We start from the raw sequence: 18643 nt of genomic DNA, 5'->3' as shown, positions 1-18643 counted from the left end.
CGAGTTACCATGGTAAATGATCCCAGTAATCAGTGGAACGATCAGGATTCGGACGGGCGTGAAGGTGCACAGGACGAGGGCGGTGAGCGGGAGCTACGGGGGCCAGACCGAAGTGTCGAGTCGTGCCGGGACCCCAACCGGATGCTCGCTCGCCGGTCACCGGTCGGGAAAAGCGACTCGGCGCTGGTCTCCAGAGATTACCAGCCGCGGGTTGGCGGACCGGAACTTATCGCGTCGTGGCCCCTCGGACCGACACCGTCCCAGACCGGAATCGGTGACAGCGACTGGGAGGTAACGGAGTCGGAGTACGCCACCCTTCAGAAGAATTTCCTCACGCTACCGTACGTGGCTCCGATCGAGTGTAGCATCCTCTATCTGAACGTCTGTGGGCGGGCACGAACTAGCTCCGCGGACACGACGTTGACGTTCCACCTGACGACTGACCACGTCGAGTACTCCGGCGAACCGTACGAGACGGCGGTCGAACTGTCCGACGTGGACGGCGACTACTTCGTCTCGCCGATGGTCGAGTTCGCACCCGATACGGGCGGGTACAGACACGGACACGACATCGTCGCCGGATACGAACTCGAGGCGAAGGCAGTGGGCGAGACCGGCTACGTCGACCAGGGAACCGCCGTCCAACTCTGGAGTGAGTGAGCGTGACGCGCACGATCGGACTGCTCTATGATCCACACATCGTCGAAGGAGACCGTGACGGGTACGACGGCGTGCCAACCGTCGAAGCGGCGATCGACAAACTCAACGACCTGTCGGTGGACTGGACCGTGTTAGGTGGGGATCTGCGTCACTTACTTGGTGCGGCCAACCAGTACAACTTCGACCGGACGGACTGGGGCGGATGGCACGGTGATCCGGACAACTACTTCTACCACCGGGATTTCGAGAGGGCGAAAACGATCTTCGACGAGCGACTGGAGAGCGACTACTTCGTCGCTCGCGGGAACAACGACCGCCCCCTCGACGTGTATCGGGAGTATTTCCCGGCGGACGAGTTCCCGCAGTGGGGGTGGTTCACCGAGGACGAGGCCCGGTATGTGATCCTCGATACGAACCCACATCTGGGCTACCACTCGCTTCGGGACCAGCAGAACTTCGTCTCCGCTCCGCAGATCTCGATGCTGGAGCGGCTCATGGACGACGACGCCGAGATTCCGACGTTCGTCTTCCTACACGCACCGGTTGCGAAACACGAGGGGATCGACTCGTGGGACACCGGCCCAAACGCTGCCTACTCCCTCACGCTAAATTACCCGACGGTCCAGCGCGTACTCGAACGCGGAAACACGGTGTTTGTCAACAGTGGACACTACTGGCGGGACACGGGCCGAAACGTGGAGGAAGTGAACGGTGTCCAGTACGTGCTCGCCCGCCACCTCGTTCACAACCGCGACCCGGACTACGGGGGTGACGTTCGCTGGATGCGGGTCAACACAAACGAGCGAACCGCGTCGGTCCACTACTACGACGTTGGCGCAGACGAGGAAGGGATGCTCACCCGGGCGGAGTGGTGAGTGATCGCTCCGATGGAACAGCTCCACCGATGACAGACCCCAACGATATCTACGAAAAGTACGACGTGCCGAGAGTGATCAACGCAGTCGGGAACCACACGCGAGTCGGGGGGAGCCTGATCCGGCCGGAGGCCCGCGAGGCGATGGCGAACGCCGCTGACGATTTCGCCGAACTCTCGGAACTTCAAGCACGTGCGTCCGAACTGATCTCCCAGGCCTGCGATGCCGACGCCGGCTACGTTACCAACGGTGCAGCGTCGGGACTGGCTCTCGCGACAGCAGCCTGTCTGGCTCGTGACGACTTCGCAACGATGGATCGGCTCCCCGATACGACTGGTGTACCCGACGAAGTCCTCGTTCCGACCGCCCACCACATCGAATACGACCGCGCTTTCCGTCTCCCGGGTGCGACCTTGCGACCGGTCGGACTGATCGACAACCACGACGGAGCCGAACAAGTGAAACCGTGGGAAATAGCGGACGCAATCTCCGAAGAGACTGCCGCGTTCGCGTATATCGAGCGGCCGCGGAACGAGCTCTCTCTCGAGGCCGTCGTCGAAGTCACGGACCAGCACGACATCCCGGTGATCGTCGATGCGGCGGCGGAACTCCCGCCACAGTCCAACCTGACGAAATACGTCGACTGTGGAGCGGCGGCGGTCGTGTTCAGCGGCGGTAAAGCCGTTCGCGGTCCGCAGCCGACCGGAATCGTCGCCGGTGACCAGTGGCTCATTCGGTCGATAGCACTCCAGCATCTCCCCGTTGACACGCCCGCGGAGTTCTGGGATCCGCCCGAGGAACTGATCGACACGACGGTGCTCCCGAGCGGCACCCCGAACTATGGGCTGGGACGAGCGATGAAAGTAGGGAAAGAGGAGATCGCCGGTCTCGTTCGGGCACTCGAACTGTTTCTTGACGAGGACGAAGACGAGGTCGTCGAGTCGTGGCGACGCCGCGCGAACCGACTCGCGGACGAACTCTCCGATCTCGGCGAAATCCACGCCGATCTCTCCGGTGACGACCGTTCCGATTACAGATCCGTTCCGACTGTCGATATCCGTATCGAAGCCAGCAGTCCGTCGGGAGCGGCCGACCTCGTTCGACAGCTCAGGAACGATCGCCCGAGGATTATCGTCGGCGAACGACACGTGGAAGACGGCTGGATAACGCTCGATCCTCGCTGTCTACGTGACGACCAGATCGCTGTTATCGTCGACCGTATTCGCGCCATCGTCTGTTCAGAACAGTCATAGAGTATCTCTGAATTCTATCCAGAAGTCGGTAAATCGGTGATATCAAACACATACAACCCAAACAAAAATACGTAACTGAGGCTTTGTATATTAAAACCGGTCGGATGTCCTGGAGTTGTACAATTTGGGACAGAGTTTAGACATACTATCGGATGATCACTTCCTACCGGTTTCACAACACTAGAGAGACAGTAGAGGCCGATTATCCGTCTAATCAGTCGGGTCACTCAACGAGCTACTTTCTGACCGGTCTGGGACTGATCGTGGTTGACGAGGCGACGGATCTGTCACGTTTCGTGCGATCCGTAGTCCCGAAACCAGCCCGTATCAGCTGAGATGCTACCGAGTGGATCGGTGCCGCTTGAATGCGTCGGGTAGAACCACCTTTCGGATGCTTACTTAGGAGAAAATGGGTGCTAAGTCTCATATACACCGGTCGTTTTATATCTTCCCGTCTACGATTCTCAGACAAGATTCTTAGATATGAGTCTAACACATGTTATCTGACGAACTGTCTTGTATGTCTGAGTTGCTTGTTATCGTATGCTGAGTTACACAGTGTATTCAGAAGCCGGCGGGGTTGGTAAGACCTCACTAACAGCAAATCTCGCTGTCGCTCACGCCCGGGCAGGAGTGAAACCGCTGGTCGTTCCGTTGGACCCGCAAGACGGTGATCTTTCGCGACTGATAGACATCGACGATAACCGGGCTGATTCCAGTGCCGACAACCTAGTTCGACATCTGGTGAATAGTCCGCGTGGTCCGTTCGGTGACCTGGTCCGGACTGTCGAGGGGGTCGACATCGTTCCAGAACATAACATGCTCGCTGATCTATCGGGCCATCTCAGCCGTGAACAGGACAAGGCTGAAGATCTCGGGGACGCCTACAACATCTACGCCCAACTACAACGCGTCCTCCGGGATGCCGATGTCGGGGAACAGTACGATGTCCTGATCTGTGACCCTCCAGTCACCGAGTCTGATCACCTCTACAACTCGATCTATGCGACACGAAACCTGGTGATTCCGGTCGAACCAAGCTGGAAAGGTCAGGCCTCGGTCGAGGGACTCGCCGATCTTGCGACGAATTTCGCCGATCAACTGAGTATTGATGTCGGCGTTCCCGGCACGATCCCAAATGGGGTCAAGAACACAGCGGATCAACGTGAGATGCTCAAGGACATCAGGTGCCCGACTCCGGAGGTTATCGGTGATCGGACCTCTCTCATGGAGGGCTGTTGGAAACAGCAATGTTCGGCATTCCGGTACGTGCGCGAGTTCCGGTCACGTCGACGGGACTACGAGGTCGAGACGTTGGCACAATTCGACCGGATAGCTCGATTCCTCGAAACAGCGGGTGGGATCGAGGCACCGTCACCGCCTGAACCGGATACACTGGAGGAACCAGCATGACTGGGTTCAAGAGTGGAGCCAGCGACGATGGCCCTCTAGACGACGATACCGATCGGACTACGGAGTCCGACATGTCTGGGCACGAGCCGAGGAATACCTCCGATCCCGCGGTGAGCGGCGGCTCTGACCCCGCGACTGTGCAATCAGGGCTTCCCTGGATCTACAGCCGAAATGGTATCACGGATGGCCGTGCCAAGACAGTCCAACTCCACCTTCAAGATACGACGCTTGACAGTGAGCAAGCAGCCCGCAGTGACCCTCTCATCGACGAGTCGGTCAGCAAAGCGGACCTCCGGGAAGCTGCCTACATCGTTGGTTTACAGCATCTAGATGACATCGCCGCCACCCTACGGGAGTGGGGGTACGACGCAGAGTGAGAAGTTGAGACTGGCCGTCTCAATGCATACGGTCCTCAAACTGCTTCGTGGCTATGGACGAATCGTTTCCTTCGGTGCTTTCGTAGCTTTCACTCCTAACTCTCGTTACATATGATACCGTATCTCCATTCAACGATGTCCATCGACCGAGATACCTTCGAGAATACGAGCGAGGACGAGCTTGAAGAACTCTCCGTGCCTGATCAAGTCCTCGGGTTTCTCGCCACCAACGACGATCGCGCGTTCAAAGCTCGCGAAATCGCCTCCCAGATCGGCGTCGACGAGGGCGCAGTTAGTACTGCGCTCTCCCGACTGAAGGATCGCGACTATAGTGAGAAGCACGACCAGTTTTTTCTGGAGATCGGTGCTACTGGATATAGAGCGACATATACGAACACAAATAGAATATACAAAGATGGAGTTACTGGACAGTTCTCACAGATCTGATTTCAGGAAAGTCGACCGAACCAGCTGTTCAGTGGCCCTACTGCTCACCGACGGTATCTACCGGTGACAGCAGCGGATGACGGACCCAACGGCTAAGCGGCGTGGGGCCGACCAAACGGACATGGACTCGGGTGCGACTCGGCGTGCAGCTCTGGTCGGTGGCGCGGCGGCCCTGACGGGGTTGGCCGGCTCCAGCGACGCCGGGTCGACTCTCTGTAATCTGCGCGGCGCTACCGGGAACGTGCTCGTCGTGGGCGGCGGCATCGCCGGACTGGCGGCAGCGCGCCGCCTGTCAGACGACGGGTGCTCGGTAACGGTCTTCGAGGCTCGCGACCGACTCGGTGGGCGGATCCGGACGAACCGTTCCTGGGGCCTGCCGGTCGACCTGGGGGCATCCTGGCTCCACGGTGTCGCAGGCAACCCGCTCGTCCCGCTGCTCGACGAAGCGGGCCTGGCCCGCCAGCCGACCGACTACTACGATAGCGTGTTCTACGGGGTCGACGGGGCACCGCTCTCCGACCGTACGGTCGACCGGATCTACGACTCCCTCCAGGCGGTCCAGACGGCGACCCGCCGTGCGCAGGATAGGGGGACGAACCACTCGCTCTGGTCCGGTATTGCCCGCGAGGTGGACCTGACCGGCCTTTCGGCCGCCGAGCGCCGACACCTGGCGTTCGTCCTCACCATCGAACTGGCGCACGAGTTCGGCGCAGACGTGACAGCCCTGTCGGCCCGCTACTGGGACGAGGGGGAGTCGCTTCGGGGCGGGGACGAACTAGTTGTAGACGGCTACGAGGGGGTCGTCGGGTCGCTGGCCACCGACCTTGACGTGCGCCTGGGCCACGAGGTGTCCCGCATAGAGCGCGGCTCCGACGTGATGGTCGTGACTGACCAGGGGTCGTTCGTCGGGGACCGCGCGGTCGTCACGCTCCCGCTTGGGGTGCTGCAGTCCGATGCTGTGACGTTCGCGCCGCGGCTCCCTCGACGGAAGCGCTTGGCCATCGACCGCCTCGGGATGGGTCTGCTGAACAAGTGTGTGCTCCGGTTTCCGCGGCAATTCTGGCCCGACCGGACCACCCTCAACCGCGTCCCGGTCCGGCGAGGCCACTGGACCGAGTTCTACAACTTGACGCCCGCGCTCGACGAACCAGTGCTCGTGGGGTTCAATGCCGGTAGCGCCGCCCGGTCGCTTGAGACGCTGGACGACGATGCGACGGCGGCGTCGATGGTCCGGGCACTCCGTCGTGTCTTCGACGACGTGCCCGAGCCCACGGACGCGCTGGTCACCCGCTGGGCAGCGGACCCGCACGCCAGAGGAGCCTACTCCTTCCTTCCGCCTGGCGCGGCGCCGCGGGACCGCGACCGGCTGGCCGCCCCCGTGGGCGACCGCCTCTTTTTCGCCGGCGAGGCCACCTCTCGGGCGTATCCAGCCACCGTCCAGGGGGCCTACAGCTCCGGCCGTCGCGCCGCCGAGGAGGTGCTCTGAGCCGCGGAAAGATGTCCCACCCCCCACCCCGAATCGCGGGGCCCGTGGGGCGCACCTGTTTCGGAACCGGTGGGTTGACGAGACGGCGTGACCTGTGTACCCACTATTGGTTGGTACTACCGATCCGACTACGTGATTCCGTCGATAATCACGACTAGAATGAACCTCTCATAAACTACTATTCCTACCATTTTTTGACAACCGCTCACCGAGCGCTCGCAGGCTGGGACCCAAAGGGAAACGGAGAATTGGTGGCGACCACAGACGGCCTATCAGCGGGCACTGACCCAGATAGCCGGCCACCTCCAGCCGGAAACGGTGGATGGGGATTGTGATGGGGGATGTGTCGGATACTTTTCGGGGACCGCCACCGACCGGTGGCTACCTGTACATATCGGCCAGCGACTATCCAAACCTCATCGCGCGTTTCTTTCTCAGAAACACTATTGGGCTCCTAAGAACAGGCAGATTGTGTGAATTTGCAACAAACTAAACTGGGAGGCTGTGTAAGTCTCACGTGACGCTTCGTCTTGGAGGGCCGAAGCGTCAGCGGGGACCAATCACGACGGCACCACGGCCTTTCATGCGCCGTGTATCTCTTTCTGTGCCGGGATACTCGTATCAGTAGCCGCGGCCATCCTCGAAACACCGACCGCACTTCTCGGCGCCGAGCTGCTCAGAGGCACGCGTGACTTGGATTCGCTGGAGTTGCCCCTGTTCAAGGTGGTACGTTTGTCCACATAGCGTTTGGAAGTCCTCTGCTCCCATCTCCTGTTTATGAATCGTCATACTCGTCTCGTTTAGAATTCCACTCATGTTTTCCTGTCGGGTATTGCTCATCGTGCGTATGGGATGTGAGAGAAACTGCTTAATTCAATCACATTTTCACACCGCAGCGAGTTTTGAGCATCTGAGAGAATTAGATAGGCACTGTAAAACTGGCATAGTAGTCTGGTGGATCATACGGAACTGCTAATCGACTTTTCCTTGCCTACCCGAACGGGTATGCTGTGTATGCAGGAGCGCTTTTTGACGCTCATCGGGAGCGCTGGCTCAGTTGGTCCCCGAGTGGTACTGATCGCGAATAGGGCATTTCTCGGCCTTTAGAACAGAACGTGGCGGGTGTAGCGACTATTGCTTGAAATACTGTACCTGTCTCCCACATAATCAAATATCAGGTGATTGTAAAAACGCCCGGATTTCATGTGTCTTCCTCACATACATACTGACAAGGTGGCCGTACCAGCGGTCCTCACCAAACGACATGGAATATTCAAATATGAAATCGGTTGTTGATGATTCGCTCGCATTCCCGGCGACGCATGCGGCCGTTATCAACCAAGTTGGTGCAGTCGAGATTACGTCTCCCAGTGGTGACTCTATCACAGTACAAGAGATATTGAATCCCGTCGCAGTAGATAGATACGCTTCCTCTGATGACCTCTATATGACAATTATCGGCAATCTCGGTAATTCATTTATTGGACGCAAATACTACGATGACCGAGGTGGAAATCCGACCCCAGGCGACGCTGGCGATTCCCAAGTCTCGTTTTGATGAATCAATTGTATTCATCGTTAGATAGCTTGGTCGAGGATGCTGCGAGAAGCACGACCAACATTCTAGGGTCACATCGTATCCCTGCTGACATACACGGATCAACAGCGTACAGTCCACAGTTCAAACCCTGCGGGTAATTTCGTTATTCGTCAGTTCTACTGACCAGCGTCAACAGACTCGATTTTGACGTTCGTGATGTTGTGGTCAGCAGGATTTGGATCGAAGCCAGAATCGGCGACAAACAGTGTGCTTTCCTCGTCGACATCGAAAGCGAAGACGAGTACAGGCGCATCTTTGGTCTGGATACCGAGGATAGTGCCGAGTAGACGCATTTCGGGACGGGATCGGACTTCGTCGGCATAGGTGGCACCGATTTCGTCTTGGTCCGGGAAGCTGACGTTATCTAAGTCTGCTACCGTGTTGTTGAACGTCATCTGAGCGTCGGAGACACCAGCTTCTGTTTGTCCAGTGATGTCGGGAGCGGATCGGAGCGTAGTGGTCACTTCATCGTGAATGTACGCGCTGACCGCTACTTCTCTGGTCCCGTCGAGTACCTCTTGTATCAAACCGTTGGGTTCAGAAGAGTCCGTCAATAGTCCCCATAGCCAGACACTCGAATCAAAAACATCCATCTACGCTTCTGCTAGCAGTTGCTCCATCTCCTCATCAGAGAGGTCCCACTCTTCCCGGAGGTCTTCGACCTGCTCTTTCAGCTCTTCGCGGGAATGTTCGGTTCGTTTGGCTGCGGCAAAGTATCCCGCGCCTTCGTCGCTCATATTTGGAGTTACCCATTCCAGCAGTGTAAATCTGTCTCCCTCCCCCACGGGGCCGGGGTTAAACATTATATTTATAATATATTTGATTCACAAAAGCGGGCAATTCAATTGTGAACCATGAGCGCGTGTTGAAAATTAAATAGATCACTCAAGCATCCGCCGATAATCACGACCACCTCAGGAACGTCACGGTAGAATTTCAATTAGTGACTTCCTTAGTCTGATCTCGCCACAACCGCTGTGTATCCAACGTGGTGCTGTTCCAATCCCGGTGTGGGTTTCTCCCTCGCTGCAGCTTCGTATCCAGTTTCTCATCATCGAAAAGCACGCATAACGTATGAGATACAGAGATTCAATGCAGCAGAACGAAGAGAGTTGGTTCGGTCACTCTCACTGCGTGTACGGTGACGACAGCCGCGACCTAAGATCGCCGTTCCGGAGGGCAACGTATCCGACAGTGAGCGCAGCGACACAGAGCACCGCTGCGCCGTTGACTGCCCCGTACACCCCGACGAACTGTGCCGGGCCGGTGAACGTCGGCCGGATCAGCATCGGCAGAACCTCCGCAGCCTCACCGAAGTTTGCCAGCCCGTAGATGTTGTTTATCGCAAAGTTGATCAGGAAGTGGATGCCGATTGGCAGCGCCAGCGAGTCGGTCCACACGTACGCGGCGCCGAGGAGGAGCCCCAACATCACCCGGAAGCCGAACTTTTCCAGCGTCCCCGGGAAGTGCCCGAGACTGAATATCAGCGAGGACGCCACCACTCCTGCCACGACCGCACCACGGTCGGACAGCCATCGACTCCGGAGTCCCTCGACGGCACTCGTCAGAATGAGGCCCCGATAGACCAGCTCTTCCCAGAAGGCCACAAACGCCCACTGGATGGTATACGCTCCAAACGCGGCGACGAACGGCAACACGTTCGCGCCAACGCCACCCGAAAACAGCTCGGAGACGGTCGCCCACCCGGCGAGCAGACTCGCGGGGAGTGCCACACCCATCCCCGCCAGAGCCACGACGCTGCCAGCGCCAAAGTCCTTCAGGAATGACGGGCCGAACGCCAGTCCGTAGTCGGTCAGCGGTCGCCGGTCAACGTACTTCGCGAACACAACTGCGAGGAGGAGTCCAACGAGCGCACTGATCAGGTTGGTCGCGGCTCCGTTGACAGACGGTGGGAGTTCGGTGCCCGCGAGCGCCAGCGCCGGGAGCACGAAAATCCCCACGAGCGCGGCGACTTCCACTCCGAGGATTCGCCAGAGTGCACGGGGGCGATTCTCGGTTCGATTCCACAGCACGGAGACGACGCGTCCGGTGATTCCACCGTAATTAGTTCGCCGGTCGTCATCGACCGACCGGGATTCGGTTCGTTCGAGGTTGGTGTCGGTCTCTGTTTCGCTCATCGACAGCTACACGTATGGACGGATATCAAAAGGGCGGTATTCCTGGCTTCACTCGCTGAAGCTAACTGGGAGGTAATACCACTGGAGGTACTCCTCCCGAGAGTTTCGGCACCCGGGGGGTGTGGAATATTCATACAATGCTGCCGGTACGAACGTGGCGCCAGTGACAGAATCGTAACAGCCACATGGTCTGCTCGCCCTCCAAACAGGCGACACACGAGGAGTTGTCTGGAGTGACAGACTGTCGTTCAAATGGCTGTCACAGACACGGGTACGAGCCGCCGGTGTCAGTCCCGACGCGGCATCCAAAGCCCGTAGAGGATCAGTCCCAGACCGATGAACTCCGGAATCTGCACAATGCTGTTGAGAACCGGAGTTGGAAGCTCTAAGAGGTACACCAGTATCAGGGCTAGCGGAGCCTGAACGAACAACACTAGCATGAATCCGACCGCGATGTACAACATCGGACGGCTCTGGTTTTGACGGTATGCTGTGTAGGCGAGGTAACTAATGGCCAATCCGAGGATCATCGGAACCACCTCGCTCACCTGTCGAATCGTGCGTAGCGTTTCGAGGTCGATCTGGAGTGGTATATCAAGCATGTCAGGTACCCTCTACGAACTGTGTGAAACGGTCGGCCATCCGTTCCCGACGTGAAATCGTAATCTCGAAGCCGTCTTCGCTGAGATCAAGTTCGATGCCGTCGAGTTCTGTCCGATAGAGTTTGTAATTCTTCCCATCGGTGACTGGCTGGATATCCTCGGTGACAAGATCATACTCGCGGAGTCGTTCGAGTCGGCGGTAGACCGTCGGCTCCGATACCCCGGCGCAGTCGCTGAGCTCTGCCGCTGAGCAAGGCTCTTTTTTCGCCTCGATGAGAATCGTGCGCGCACACTCGTCACCGAGCAGGTCTGCGAGTGCTTCAGGGTCCTGCACCTCGGACACGGTATCTGGGTCATCTCTTGGTTCGTCAATATAGGTTGTGCCGTTCTAGGCGTTCTGTCTGGCTTCAGCTAATGAAGCCACGAGAAACAGCCATTCATACGGACGCTCAATATCCAGGTACGGATGTCGAAGACCCAGACACAGACTGTATTGCGGACCATCGCACAGACACTGCTTGGGAGCATCGCCGTATGCCTGGCCGTCCCAACCGGAATCGGTCCTGTCGCCGGTGGCTGGCTCGCAGGGCACGGACTCCAGCGCCAGCGTCGCAGGATCGTGGTGAGTGCCGTAGCCGGCGTGGTGGGGGCACTGCCATGGACAGTGGTAACGTTTCTGGCCCTGACGGGTGCTATTGAACCGGTAGGGTATCACAGGGGTGTCGTCCACGTGGGCGTACTGACGGCTTCACCAGATGCATTCGTCCTCTGGCAGGAAGTCGGCCTGTCCGCCGCACTCACGCTAACAGTTGTCACGTTCGCGGTTGCTGGCAGTGTCGTCATCAGTCTGCTAAGTGGCGGAGTCCGGTCTCGCCGTGGAAAGCTATCATAGTGAGTCATCAATGTCTACACGCATACCGACAAGCGTACTCCTCCCGACGGTGTCTTGGACCGAAGCCTGCGACGAAGTCGCCGCACAACTGGGTCCAGACGACGAACTGCTCGTCGTCCACGATGACGAGGACGACCCAATCGCAGACCGGGAACAGTTCCCCGAGAACGTCCGGTTGGTCACTGCCGGTGACCCAACTGGCTGCTCCGGGAAAGCAAACGCCATCGATGCTGGGATGGAGGCGGCCAGACACGACCGCATCGTCTGGACCGACGACGACTTTCATCATCCGCCAGACTGGCTCGACCGCCTCCAGCAGGATTACGCCGAACACGGCCCAACAACGGAGTTACCGGAGTTCGCCGGCCAGGATCCGCTTGCGGTTCTACTGGAGCCGATATACGCGCTCGGTGGCACGCTCGGGACGTACGTGGGTGACCACGCTTGGGGTGGAGCCGTTATCTTCGACAGAAGTGATATCGACGAAGCCGGGTTCCGCTCGGAGCTCCGCCAGACCGTCAGCGATGACGGCCTCCTCGGGGAGTACACCGATGTTACGTCGGTACGACGCGTTAGGACGGTACCGATCGGCGGCAGTCTCCGTCAGACACTTGAACGTCACGTCCGGTTCAATCAGATCTTCACAACTCACGACCCTACGGCGGCGAAACTGTCGTTCGGGATGCTCGTGGCTGCCCTCGTCGGGTGTATCGTCTTCCCACCGCTCGCGCTGGCACTGACTGGACTGACAGTCGGTATCTGTGCTATGTTCGGGGTTCGTCGGCTTTCGCTTCTCCTGACGGTCCCGGCGCTTGCGATAGCCATGCCGCTCGGACTGTACGCTATCGCGCGAGACACGTTTGTCTGGGGAGGGCGACGGTACCGCTGGCACTCGAAGTTCGATGTTGAGGTGCTGACCGAATAGGCTTACTCGAGGCAATCTGATATGCGAAGGTATCCACGCCGTCTTATAGCGAATCGAGGAGAGTACCCGCGGGTTTACAGTAGATGTCATTAGAGGCGGTTCCAGAGAGTCCGGACCGTTCCCGCGGGGTCGTCGGCGAGTCTGCGCATTGCAGGCACGAGGTCGTACTTGACACTGCGAGCCAAGAGGATACTCAGGCCGAATGCGAGCGCGGGGCCGCCGAAGACGAGTGCGACGAAGGCGAAGGCACCATCGACCGGTCGGGGTACCGCTCCGAATGGAACCGGAACGAGCAGGACCCCAGGCAACGTCAAGACGGCCCCAAGCTTCAGGGCCAGTTCAGAACGGCGTTTCCAGGCTGACGGCTCGTATTCGGCCTCTAGTTCGGCCGTGACCCTCGTCTCGACCTCCTCGCGGGTCCACAGCTCGATCGTCTCGAAGGTCCGCTCGTCGGCGTCGGTCTCACGGAGACGCTCCCTGGCCTGTGCGACCACGTCTTCCTGGTCGAGACCGTGTACCAGTCGTATCCGTTCGCTCACGATTCGCATCTCGGCGAGAGCTCGCTCAACGGCCTCGTCGTCGCGATCATCGAACGCTGCCGCCAGTTGGTCGTCGGGGTAGTCTAGCAGGTAGCCGAAATCCTCGACCCCTGCGGCTACCCGCCGGCGGACCCGCTGTCGGTCCCGGCGGCGTTTCGCCCCCTGGACCGACTCGAAGCCGTCAGCCACGCGTTCGCGCTGGTTCTTGGTCAACAGCGATGCCGGTTCGTCGGACATGCCAACAGCATAGACCGACACGAAATAAAAGCTAGCAGAACCGGTCCGAATCCCCCCTGTCGGCCGTTTCGATCCTGTCTCCGGTCCGGGTGTACGCCCGTACACCAATTCACGGATCGCCGGTATACGTGCGTATCAGGGAGTGAAGCGTCGTAAACGGTTGCTGGGGTTCAATACGGCGTCGTCCGATCGACCGACCAGATGCGATGGACTGATCCGGGCCACACATCGGGGGCTTCGCCACCGTGTGTCGCGGCCCACGGTCGACAAGAGCCGTACTGGACCGACCGAATCCACAGCGGGCCACGACCACGCTGTATCGGGGGTAACCACCACGAGGTGGACCGATGAGCGTCATCTCCAGGCAGGCGTCCGCAGTTCCCGATCGGACGGCGGTGTGGGCGGTCCTCTCGACGTTCGGACTGGCCGTCACAGGCGGCGTCGCGGCCTTCGGCGGTATCCTCGTAATCTCCCTGCTCGCGTCAACTCTCGGTATCGCAGGGACGGATGCATACGCGGTCGTCGCCAGATCCGGCACACAGGTCGGGTTCGCCGTGGTTGCCGTCGTCTTCTTGCTGGTCGCTGGTGACCGGTCGCGGTACGTAAAACTACGGTGGCCGACTCTCGAGGACCTCGGCTGGATAGCGGTGCTGCCGTTCGTACTCTTTGCCGTCAGTGCCGGGCTGACACTCGTGCTTCCGGCTATCGGGATCTCGACCCCTTCCGCGTCACATGGCGCTGAGGGGACGAAAGCCCTACTCATAGACCGGCCGATCCTCTGGGTGGTAGTGATACCCGGTCTGTACGTGTTCGCGGCGCCAGTCGAGGAACTGCTCTATCGCGGGATCGTCCAGGGACGGCTCCGGCCCCATTTGGGGACCGGCGGTATCGTTCTTGTCAGTGCCGTCGCGTTCGGACTAATGCACACAATCGTATTTGCGCTCTCGCCGCCCGAACACTTCGTGTACTCGATCCTCTCCATCAGTGCCGCTGGCGCCGTCTGGGCGGTCGTCTACGAGCGAACGGAGAACCTCGCTGTGACCGCGGTCAACCACGCGATGTCTTGGACAGTCCCGTTCGGGGCGTTGATCCCGTTCGTGTGACCAGTCACCGGGGATCGAATACAGCATTACATAACTCAGGGATCCCCGGGGGCCGACGGCCCCCTCTTTCGCATGGCGACAGGACGACGACAGACGCCGGGCCTGTTTCTGGAACTCAGAATATGTACGACAAGTGCAGCAGTGGGAACTCACGAATAACGACCGTCTCAGCACTGGAAACACTGCTCTCCGTTTGATTACGCCGCCACTCACTTCTTCGAGTATGACTGACACCGATGACCAAGACAGTTCCAGTTCCTGGGGTGATGACTATCCACGGCAACGTGGTGTGGACACGGCACCGCCACAAGTCGATGCGCTTCTTGACCCTGAGACTGATCAGGTAACCTTCGTCTCGACTCGCTCTGCGGAGAACACGACGACTGCGTGGATCACTGTCGACGTCGAGACGGCTGTCGCTGTCTCAGAACGGCGATAATGCCGTCTCAACCGGGAGCTCGTATGTCACGCGGCTTCACGTCTGCCGTCGACGCTGAACTGTTTCATTCGCCGAGACAGGGGCATGTTTCTCGATCGTCGGATCTCTCTCCGACCGTGAAATAGTGACCCGAATCATTTATTCGCCGGCAACAAAACCGTATCTGAAACTCATGGCCGAACGCCATTGTCCGGAGTGTGATCTCCAGATGGAGAAGACAGCCGTCACTGCCGAAGGAATCGGAGACCTCTATGTCGACACTGACAGAGATGGCGGCGTACTCGACCGACTCGGTATCGGACATCAAACCCCGCTCCATGCATATCTCTGTCCGGAGTGTGGGATGACCCGGCTGTATGCAGACCTTTCAGCGTAGCTGCTGAAGCCGCCGGTGGTGTTCAGTCCGATACTAGCTCCTCTCAGTATCACTTAGCTGCTCACGTGGACTGCTCACAGTTCGTCGACGTCGGCAACCACTCCAGCCATACCGAGGAGCAGCAATCCGAACCCAGCAACGCCCGAAGGAACCGAGGCTTGAAGCAGCAGGGAGCCGGTAAACGCACCCATGCCCCCGATAATGGCACCTCGCTTCCGAGCCGACCAACCGGGAGTATCACGGGAAAGCGAAACCCACTGCTGTTTGTGAGCCAGTATCATCGACGTGACGCTCACGTAGAGTGGGAAGAGCGAAAACAAAAGCAGGTGATCTGTTGTGGCAAACTCCGCGGCAAGCACTGTCACTATCGCTCCAACACCCAGTGAACTGACGTATCGGAGGGCGGGGCGCATACACTAAATGACGATTCCAGGAAACAAATATGGTGTGAGTTCCCGTAAGATTAGTGTATACACTTCCCACCAACTCTTCGCCCGGTTATGAGGCGCCCAATGGATCCCCTGTTGCACACAGCGGGGTATCTCTCTGACTGAGAGACTCCACTGGTTCTTTTTGTAAATCGGCCAGACATCGTAATTGATGCCCTCCACGTTGCGACGCACGTTCCTTGGGACAGTCGTATCCGGAGTGGTCGCCGGGATCGCCGGGTGCTCCTCGTCCTGTCCTGACACCGACACACCGGAGCCGTCACACACCGTCGGGACGGCCGACGGGTCGGCCTTCGAGACACTTCCCGATGGCGCGTGGCCGTCGCCGCGGTTCGACGCGGCGAACACTGGGTACACCACAGTCGAGTCGCCATCACCGATGCCGTCGATTCAATGGCGATCGACCCTCCCAGTCAGTTCGGGAGACGAGGCCGCCCCACTGACGACTCCGCCGATCGTCGCCGACGAGACGGTCTTGGTAGCCACCCAGAGAGGGATGTTCGGCCTGTCGCTCCGTGACGGCACAGAGCGATGGCGCCGTGATCTCGTGCCGGCGACCGTCGAGTCAGCCCTCGGCTACGGCGAGAAGTTGGCGTCTCCGATCGCCACGGACGGGACGGCGATCTGTCCAACGGCCGACGGTGTCGTCGCCCTCGACATCGGGGACGGGAGTGTTTTGTGGCGTACGGATAAGGTAACAGGTGCGGGGACGCCGGCGCGGACGGGTGAGGGTGTGGTCTGTCCGACAGCCGACGGGCTGACGATGTTGGACACTCGTGACGGCAGTCCCCGATGGACGGCCTCAGTCGACGCAAGAGACCCTGTGGTGGCCGATGGCATGGTCGTCGGCGGTAAGGATCGGACAGTCGCCCTCGACGTCGCAACCGGCCAGCGCCGGTGGACCGCGCCGACGGGGACTCACGAGCACCCCGTCGTCGCGGACGGGACGGTGTACCTCGGCACGGGGGACGGTCTCGTCGGTCGGGCGCTGTCGGACGGCTCCGAACAGTGGCGGATCGATCGCGGTCGGTTTCTGACCCCGCCGGTCGTCACGCCCGAGACTATCTACGCGGTCGAGTCACCGGGCGAGGCCGGCGACGCGACGTTCGCGTTCGACCGGGTGGCCGACGGGAAGCCGACGCCACGGTGGTGCTCGCAGGTCGGTAGCGGCGCTGTGACCGCTGCCGCCGACGACGGCCTGTTAACGCTCCAGTCGGCCGGGCTGGTCGCGTTCACGGCCGACTACGGCGACGCGACCTGGCGGTATCCGCTGCGGGACGGACTCCAGCCCCCGGCGGTCCTCGATGGCGGTCTGGTAACGGTCTCGACCGACGGTGTCGTCGCAGCGCTCGGAGGTGACTGACCATGTGGCGTCCCTCGACACGGAGTGGGGGACCGCTGGCCGTCGTCGGCGCGCTGTGTCTGCTCGGCGCGATGCTCCCGCTCGGGGTCTGGCCTACCCCTCGGCCGGGGGATTCGTACGTGTTCGACCCGGCGCCGTTCAGCGCGGTCTGGGCACAGCGCGTCGTCGTCCCGGCGTTGACCGTCAGCGCGAACGTGCTCGTCCTCGCCGGGCTGTACGCACTGTATCGGCGCGACGGTCCTACGATGCCGGACTGGCAACGCTGGACTGCCCAGGTGACGCTTCTTGCAGCCCTTGTCTGGCTGTTCGGGACCGCCCTGGTCACGTCGGCCGGCCCGAACGACATCGTCGGCGGTGTCTACGGTGGGCTGCTGGCCGTGCTCTCCCTGCTGATCATCGTCCCAGGCCTCGTCGCCTGGGGCGGGGGCTATCTCCGGAGCGGACAGGTACGACTCGGCGCCGCCCTCGCCGGCGGCCCGTCGTTGACGGCCCTCTACGTGGGCGTTTCGCTGTCCGGCGTCGACTTCGACCCCGCCGGCGGACTCCTGCTTGCCGTTCCGACAGCCGCGATGGCGGCTCTCGTCGGATACAACCTATGGGTCGTGACTACGTCGCCGATCAATGACCATCGAGCGGAGTCGTAGCGCTATCGTAACCGATTTGCTCTCCTCACAGGAACTACCGTGTGGTCCCCGCAGATGATTGCCAACGCTGTTATCCTCCAAACGGTTGCTCCGCTACAGTATGGCGCGACTGATCCGGTCGGAATGGTACTCACTGTCCTGCTCGTGCTGGCGATCAATGTCGTGATCTACTCCTTCAAGAAAATTCGAGACCGATATTTGAGCAGGGATGAGTGAAGCCAACAACGCCTCGGATCCTGCTCTAGCCTGTTGGTTCGAAATTAGATTGCTCGTTCGTCGCGTTACTGCCCCGCGTCATATTCGGCTGGATCGTACCCGTCAGTGACAGAATGTGCAAGCAGCATGGTGAACAGACGAGTACGAACCAGAATCCATCGAACTCGAGGGTAGCAATACCGACCGTGTAGCGCCCCGGACGGCCGAGCACGACGGTCAGACTCACGCCCGTGAGTCCGATAACTATGTAGCTGTAGGGATGGGTCATCGTCAGCGTCCGCATCCACCAACGCAGTCAGTTCCCTCCGATCGTCGACAGTATATATACACGACCCCTGGAGGTGGTCAAACCGGTAGCCCTGCTGGGGTCGTCCCTCCGAATATAAATTACTAATATCCGTCATCCGTTCGCTAATGCTGTATGCCCTCCATCCTCCAGAGCCCGCTCGTCCAGTACGGACTCCCAGCTATCAACGCCGTCATCATCACAGTCATCGCGTTCGCGTTCCTCGACGGGATCATCCGGTGGGCAGCACTTGGCATGGCTGCGCTCGAGGTTATCGTTGCACCACAGATACTGAAACGCGCTGCGTGAGCACGACTCTCCCT

Annotated in this window: 22 protein-coding genes; 15 read left to right on the top strand and 7 right to left on the bottom strand. The window is 59.7% G+C overall.

Translation table 11 applies throughout. The annotated features are described in order from the left end of the window. Positions 1-9: 9 nt before the first annotated feature. From VJ109_RS19070 to VJ109_RS19680, 8 genes are all read left to right on the top strand, one after another. The gene (locus tag VJ109_RS19070) at positions 10-660 is read left to right on the top strand and encodes a hypothetical protein (RefSeq protein WP_324760958.1); all 651 of its coding nucleotides are present in this window, start codon (positions 10-12) and stop codon (positions 658-660) included. Between the two features lie 2 nt (positions 661-662). Then, on the top strand, positions 663-1535 hold the full coding sequence (locus VJ109_RS19065; protein WP_324760957.1) for a metallophosphoesterase family protein: 873 nt from the start codon (positions 663-665) through the stop codon (positions 1533-1535). 29 nt (positions 1536-1564) lie between these two features. Next, entirely contained in the window at positions 1565-2788 is a 1224-nt protein-coding gene (locus tag VJ109_RS19060; protein WP_324760956.1) for an aminotransferase class V-fold PLP-dependent enzyme, read from the top strand. Between the two features lie 543 nt (positions 2789-3331). Further along, positions 3332-4201: a ParA family protein gene (locus tag VJ109_RS19055; RefSeq protein ID WP_324760955.1), complete on the top strand. Its 870-nt coding sequence runs from the start codon at positions 3332-3334 to the stop codon at positions 4199-4201. Further along, entirely contained in the window at positions 4198-4578 is a 381-nt protein-coding gene (locus tag VJ109_RS19050) for a DUF7970 domain-containing protein (RefSeq protein WP_324760954.1), read from the top strand. The genes VJ109_RS19055 and VJ109_RS19050 overlap by 4 nt, the downstream gene beginning before the upstream one ends. 135 nt (positions 4579-4713) lie before the next feature. After that, positions 4714-5025 (top strand): MarR family transcriptional regulator, encoded by a 312-nt coding sequence (locus tag VJ109_RS19045; RefSeq protein WP_324760953.1) that lies wholly within the window; start codon positions 4714-4716, stop codon positions 5023-5025. Between the two features lie 121 nt (positions 5026-5146). Then, positions 5147-6511: an FAD-dependent oxidoreductase gene (locus tag VJ109_RS19040; protein ID WP_324760952.1), complete on the top strand. Its 1365-nt coding sequence runs from the start codon at positions 5147-5149 to the stop codon at positions 6509-6511. A 1264-nt stretch (positions 6512-7775) separates the two neighbouring features. Further along, positions 7776-8069: a DUF5789 family protein gene (locus tag VJ109_RS19680; protein WP_491745819.1), complete on the top strand. Its 294-nt coding sequence runs from the start codon at positions 7776-7778 to the stop codon at positions 8067-8069. A 158-nt stretch (positions 8070-8227) separates the two neighbouring features. On the opposite strand, the gene VJ109_RS19035 is transcribed toward VJ109_RS19680, so the two are convergent. The 5 genes from VJ109_RS19035 to VJ109_RS19015 form a co-directional block, all read right to left on the bottom strand. After that, the gene (locus VJ109_RS19035) at positions 8228-8704 is read right to left on the bottom strand and encodes a hypothetical protein (RefSeq protein ID WP_324760951.1); all 477 of its coding nucleotides are present in this window, start codon (positions 8702-8704) and stop codon (positions 8228-8230) included. Beyond that, positions 8705-8848: a hypothetical protein gene (locus VJ109_RS19030; protein WP_324760950.1), complete on the bottom strand. Its 144-nt coding sequence runs from the start codon at positions 8846-8848 to the stop codon at positions 8705-8707. Positions 8849-9238: 390 nt separating this feature from the next. Next, entirely contained in the window at positions 9239-10249 is a 1011-nt protein-coding gene (locus tag VJ109_RS19025; RefSeq protein ID WP_324760949.1) for a CPBP family intramembrane glutamic endopeptidase, read from the bottom strand. A 287-nt stretch (positions 10250-10536) separates the two neighbouring features. Continuing rightward, a complete protein-coding gene (locus tag VJ109_RS19020) occupies positions 10537-10851 on the bottom strand; it encodes a DUF7521 family protein (protein WP_324760947.1) in 315 nt (104 codons plus the stop codon). A gap of 1 nt (position 10852) precedes the next feature. Next, positions 10853-11194 (bottom strand): ArsR/SmtB family transcription factor, encoded by a 342-nt coding sequence (locus VJ109_RS19015; RefSeq protein WP_276224126.1) that lies wholly within the window; start codon positions 11192-11194, stop codon positions 10853-10855. 559 nt (positions 11195-11753) lie between these two features. On the opposite strand from VJ109_RS19015, the gene VJ109_RS19010 reads away from it, so the two are divergent. Then, the gene (locus tag VJ109_RS19010; protein ID WP_324760946.1) at positions 11754-12668 is read left to right on the top strand and encodes a glycosyltransferase family 2 protein; all 915 of its coding nucleotides are present in this window, start codon (positions 11754-11756) and stop codon (positions 12666-12668) included. Between the two features lie 89 nt (positions 12669-12757). On the opposite strand, the gene VJ109_RS19005 is transcribed toward VJ109_RS19010, so the two are convergent. Continuing rightward, positions 12758-13444: a hypothetical protein gene (locus VJ109_RS19005; RefSeq protein ID WP_324760945.1), complete on the bottom strand. Its 687-nt coding sequence runs from the start codon at positions 13442-13444 to the stop codon at positions 12758-12760. Positions 13445-13791: 347 nt separating this feature from the next. On the opposite strand from VJ109_RS19005, the gene VJ109_RS19000 reads away from it, so the two are divergent. The 3 genes from VJ109_RS19000 (at position 13792) to VJ109_RS18990 (ending at position 15362) form a co-directional block, all read left to right on the top strand. Continuing rightward, entirely contained in the window at positions 13792-14547 is a 756-nt protein-coding gene (locus tag VJ109_RS19000) for a CPBP family intramembrane glutamic endopeptidase (protein ID WP_324760944.1), read from the top strand. Between the two features lie 223 nt (positions 14548-14770). Further along, positions 14771-14986: a hypothetical protein gene (locus tag VJ109_RS18995; protein ID WP_324760943.1), complete on the top strand. Its 216-nt coding sequence runs from the start codon at positions 14771-14773 to the stop codon at positions 14984-14986. A 172-nt stretch (positions 14987-15158) separates the two neighbouring features. Next, positions 15159-15362, top strand: a complete 204-nt coding sequence (locus VJ109_RS18990) for a hypothetical protein (RefSeq protein WP_276224459.1) — start codon at positions 15159-15161, stop codon at positions 15360-15362. A gap of 74 nt (positions 15363-15436) precedes the next feature. On the opposite strand, the gene VJ109_RS18985 is transcribed toward VJ109_RS18990, so the two are convergent. Further along, positions 15437-15775, bottom strand: coding sequence for a DUF8153 family protein (locus tag VJ109_RS18985; RefSeq protein ID WP_324760942.1), 339 nt, complete (start codon positions 15773-15775; stop codon positions 15437-15439). Positions 15776-15962: 187 nt separating this feature from the next. Here VJ109_RS18985 and VJ109_RS18980 point away from each other — a divergent pair, with 187 nt between their 5' ends. The 3 genes from VJ109_RS18980 to VJ109_RS18970 all read left to right on the top strand — a co-directional run bounded on the left by VJ109_RS18980 (position 15963) and on the right by VJ109_RS18970 (position 18629). Beyond that, positions 15963-17174: an outer membrane protein assembly factor BamB family protein gene (locus VJ109_RS18980; RefSeq protein ID WP_324760941.1), complete on the top strand. Its 1212-nt coding sequence runs from the start codon at positions 15963-15965 to the stop codon at positions 17172-17174. Positions 17175-17176: 2 nt separating this feature from the next. Beyond that, entirely contained in the window at positions 17177-17818 is a 642-nt protein-coding gene (locus VJ109_RS18975) for a hypothetical protein (protein WP_324760940.1), read from the top strand. A 637-nt stretch (positions 17819-18455) separates the two neighbouring features. Continuing rightward, on the top strand, positions 18456-18629 hold the full coding sequence (locus VJ109_RS18970; protein WP_324760939.1) for a hypothetical protein: 174 nt from the start codon (positions 18456-18458) through the stop codon (positions 18627-18629). The last annotated feature ends 14 nt before the right edge of the window (positions 18630-18643 follow it).

This window comes from Haloarcula montana (genome assembly GCF_035666295.1).
GTDB classification, from domain to species: Archaea; Halobacteriota; Halobacteria; order Halobacteriales; family Haloarculaceae; genus Haloarcula; species Haloarcula montana.
Note: the sequence above shows the minus strand (reverse complement) of the source record. Positions and strands in the feature narration are given on the sequence as shown.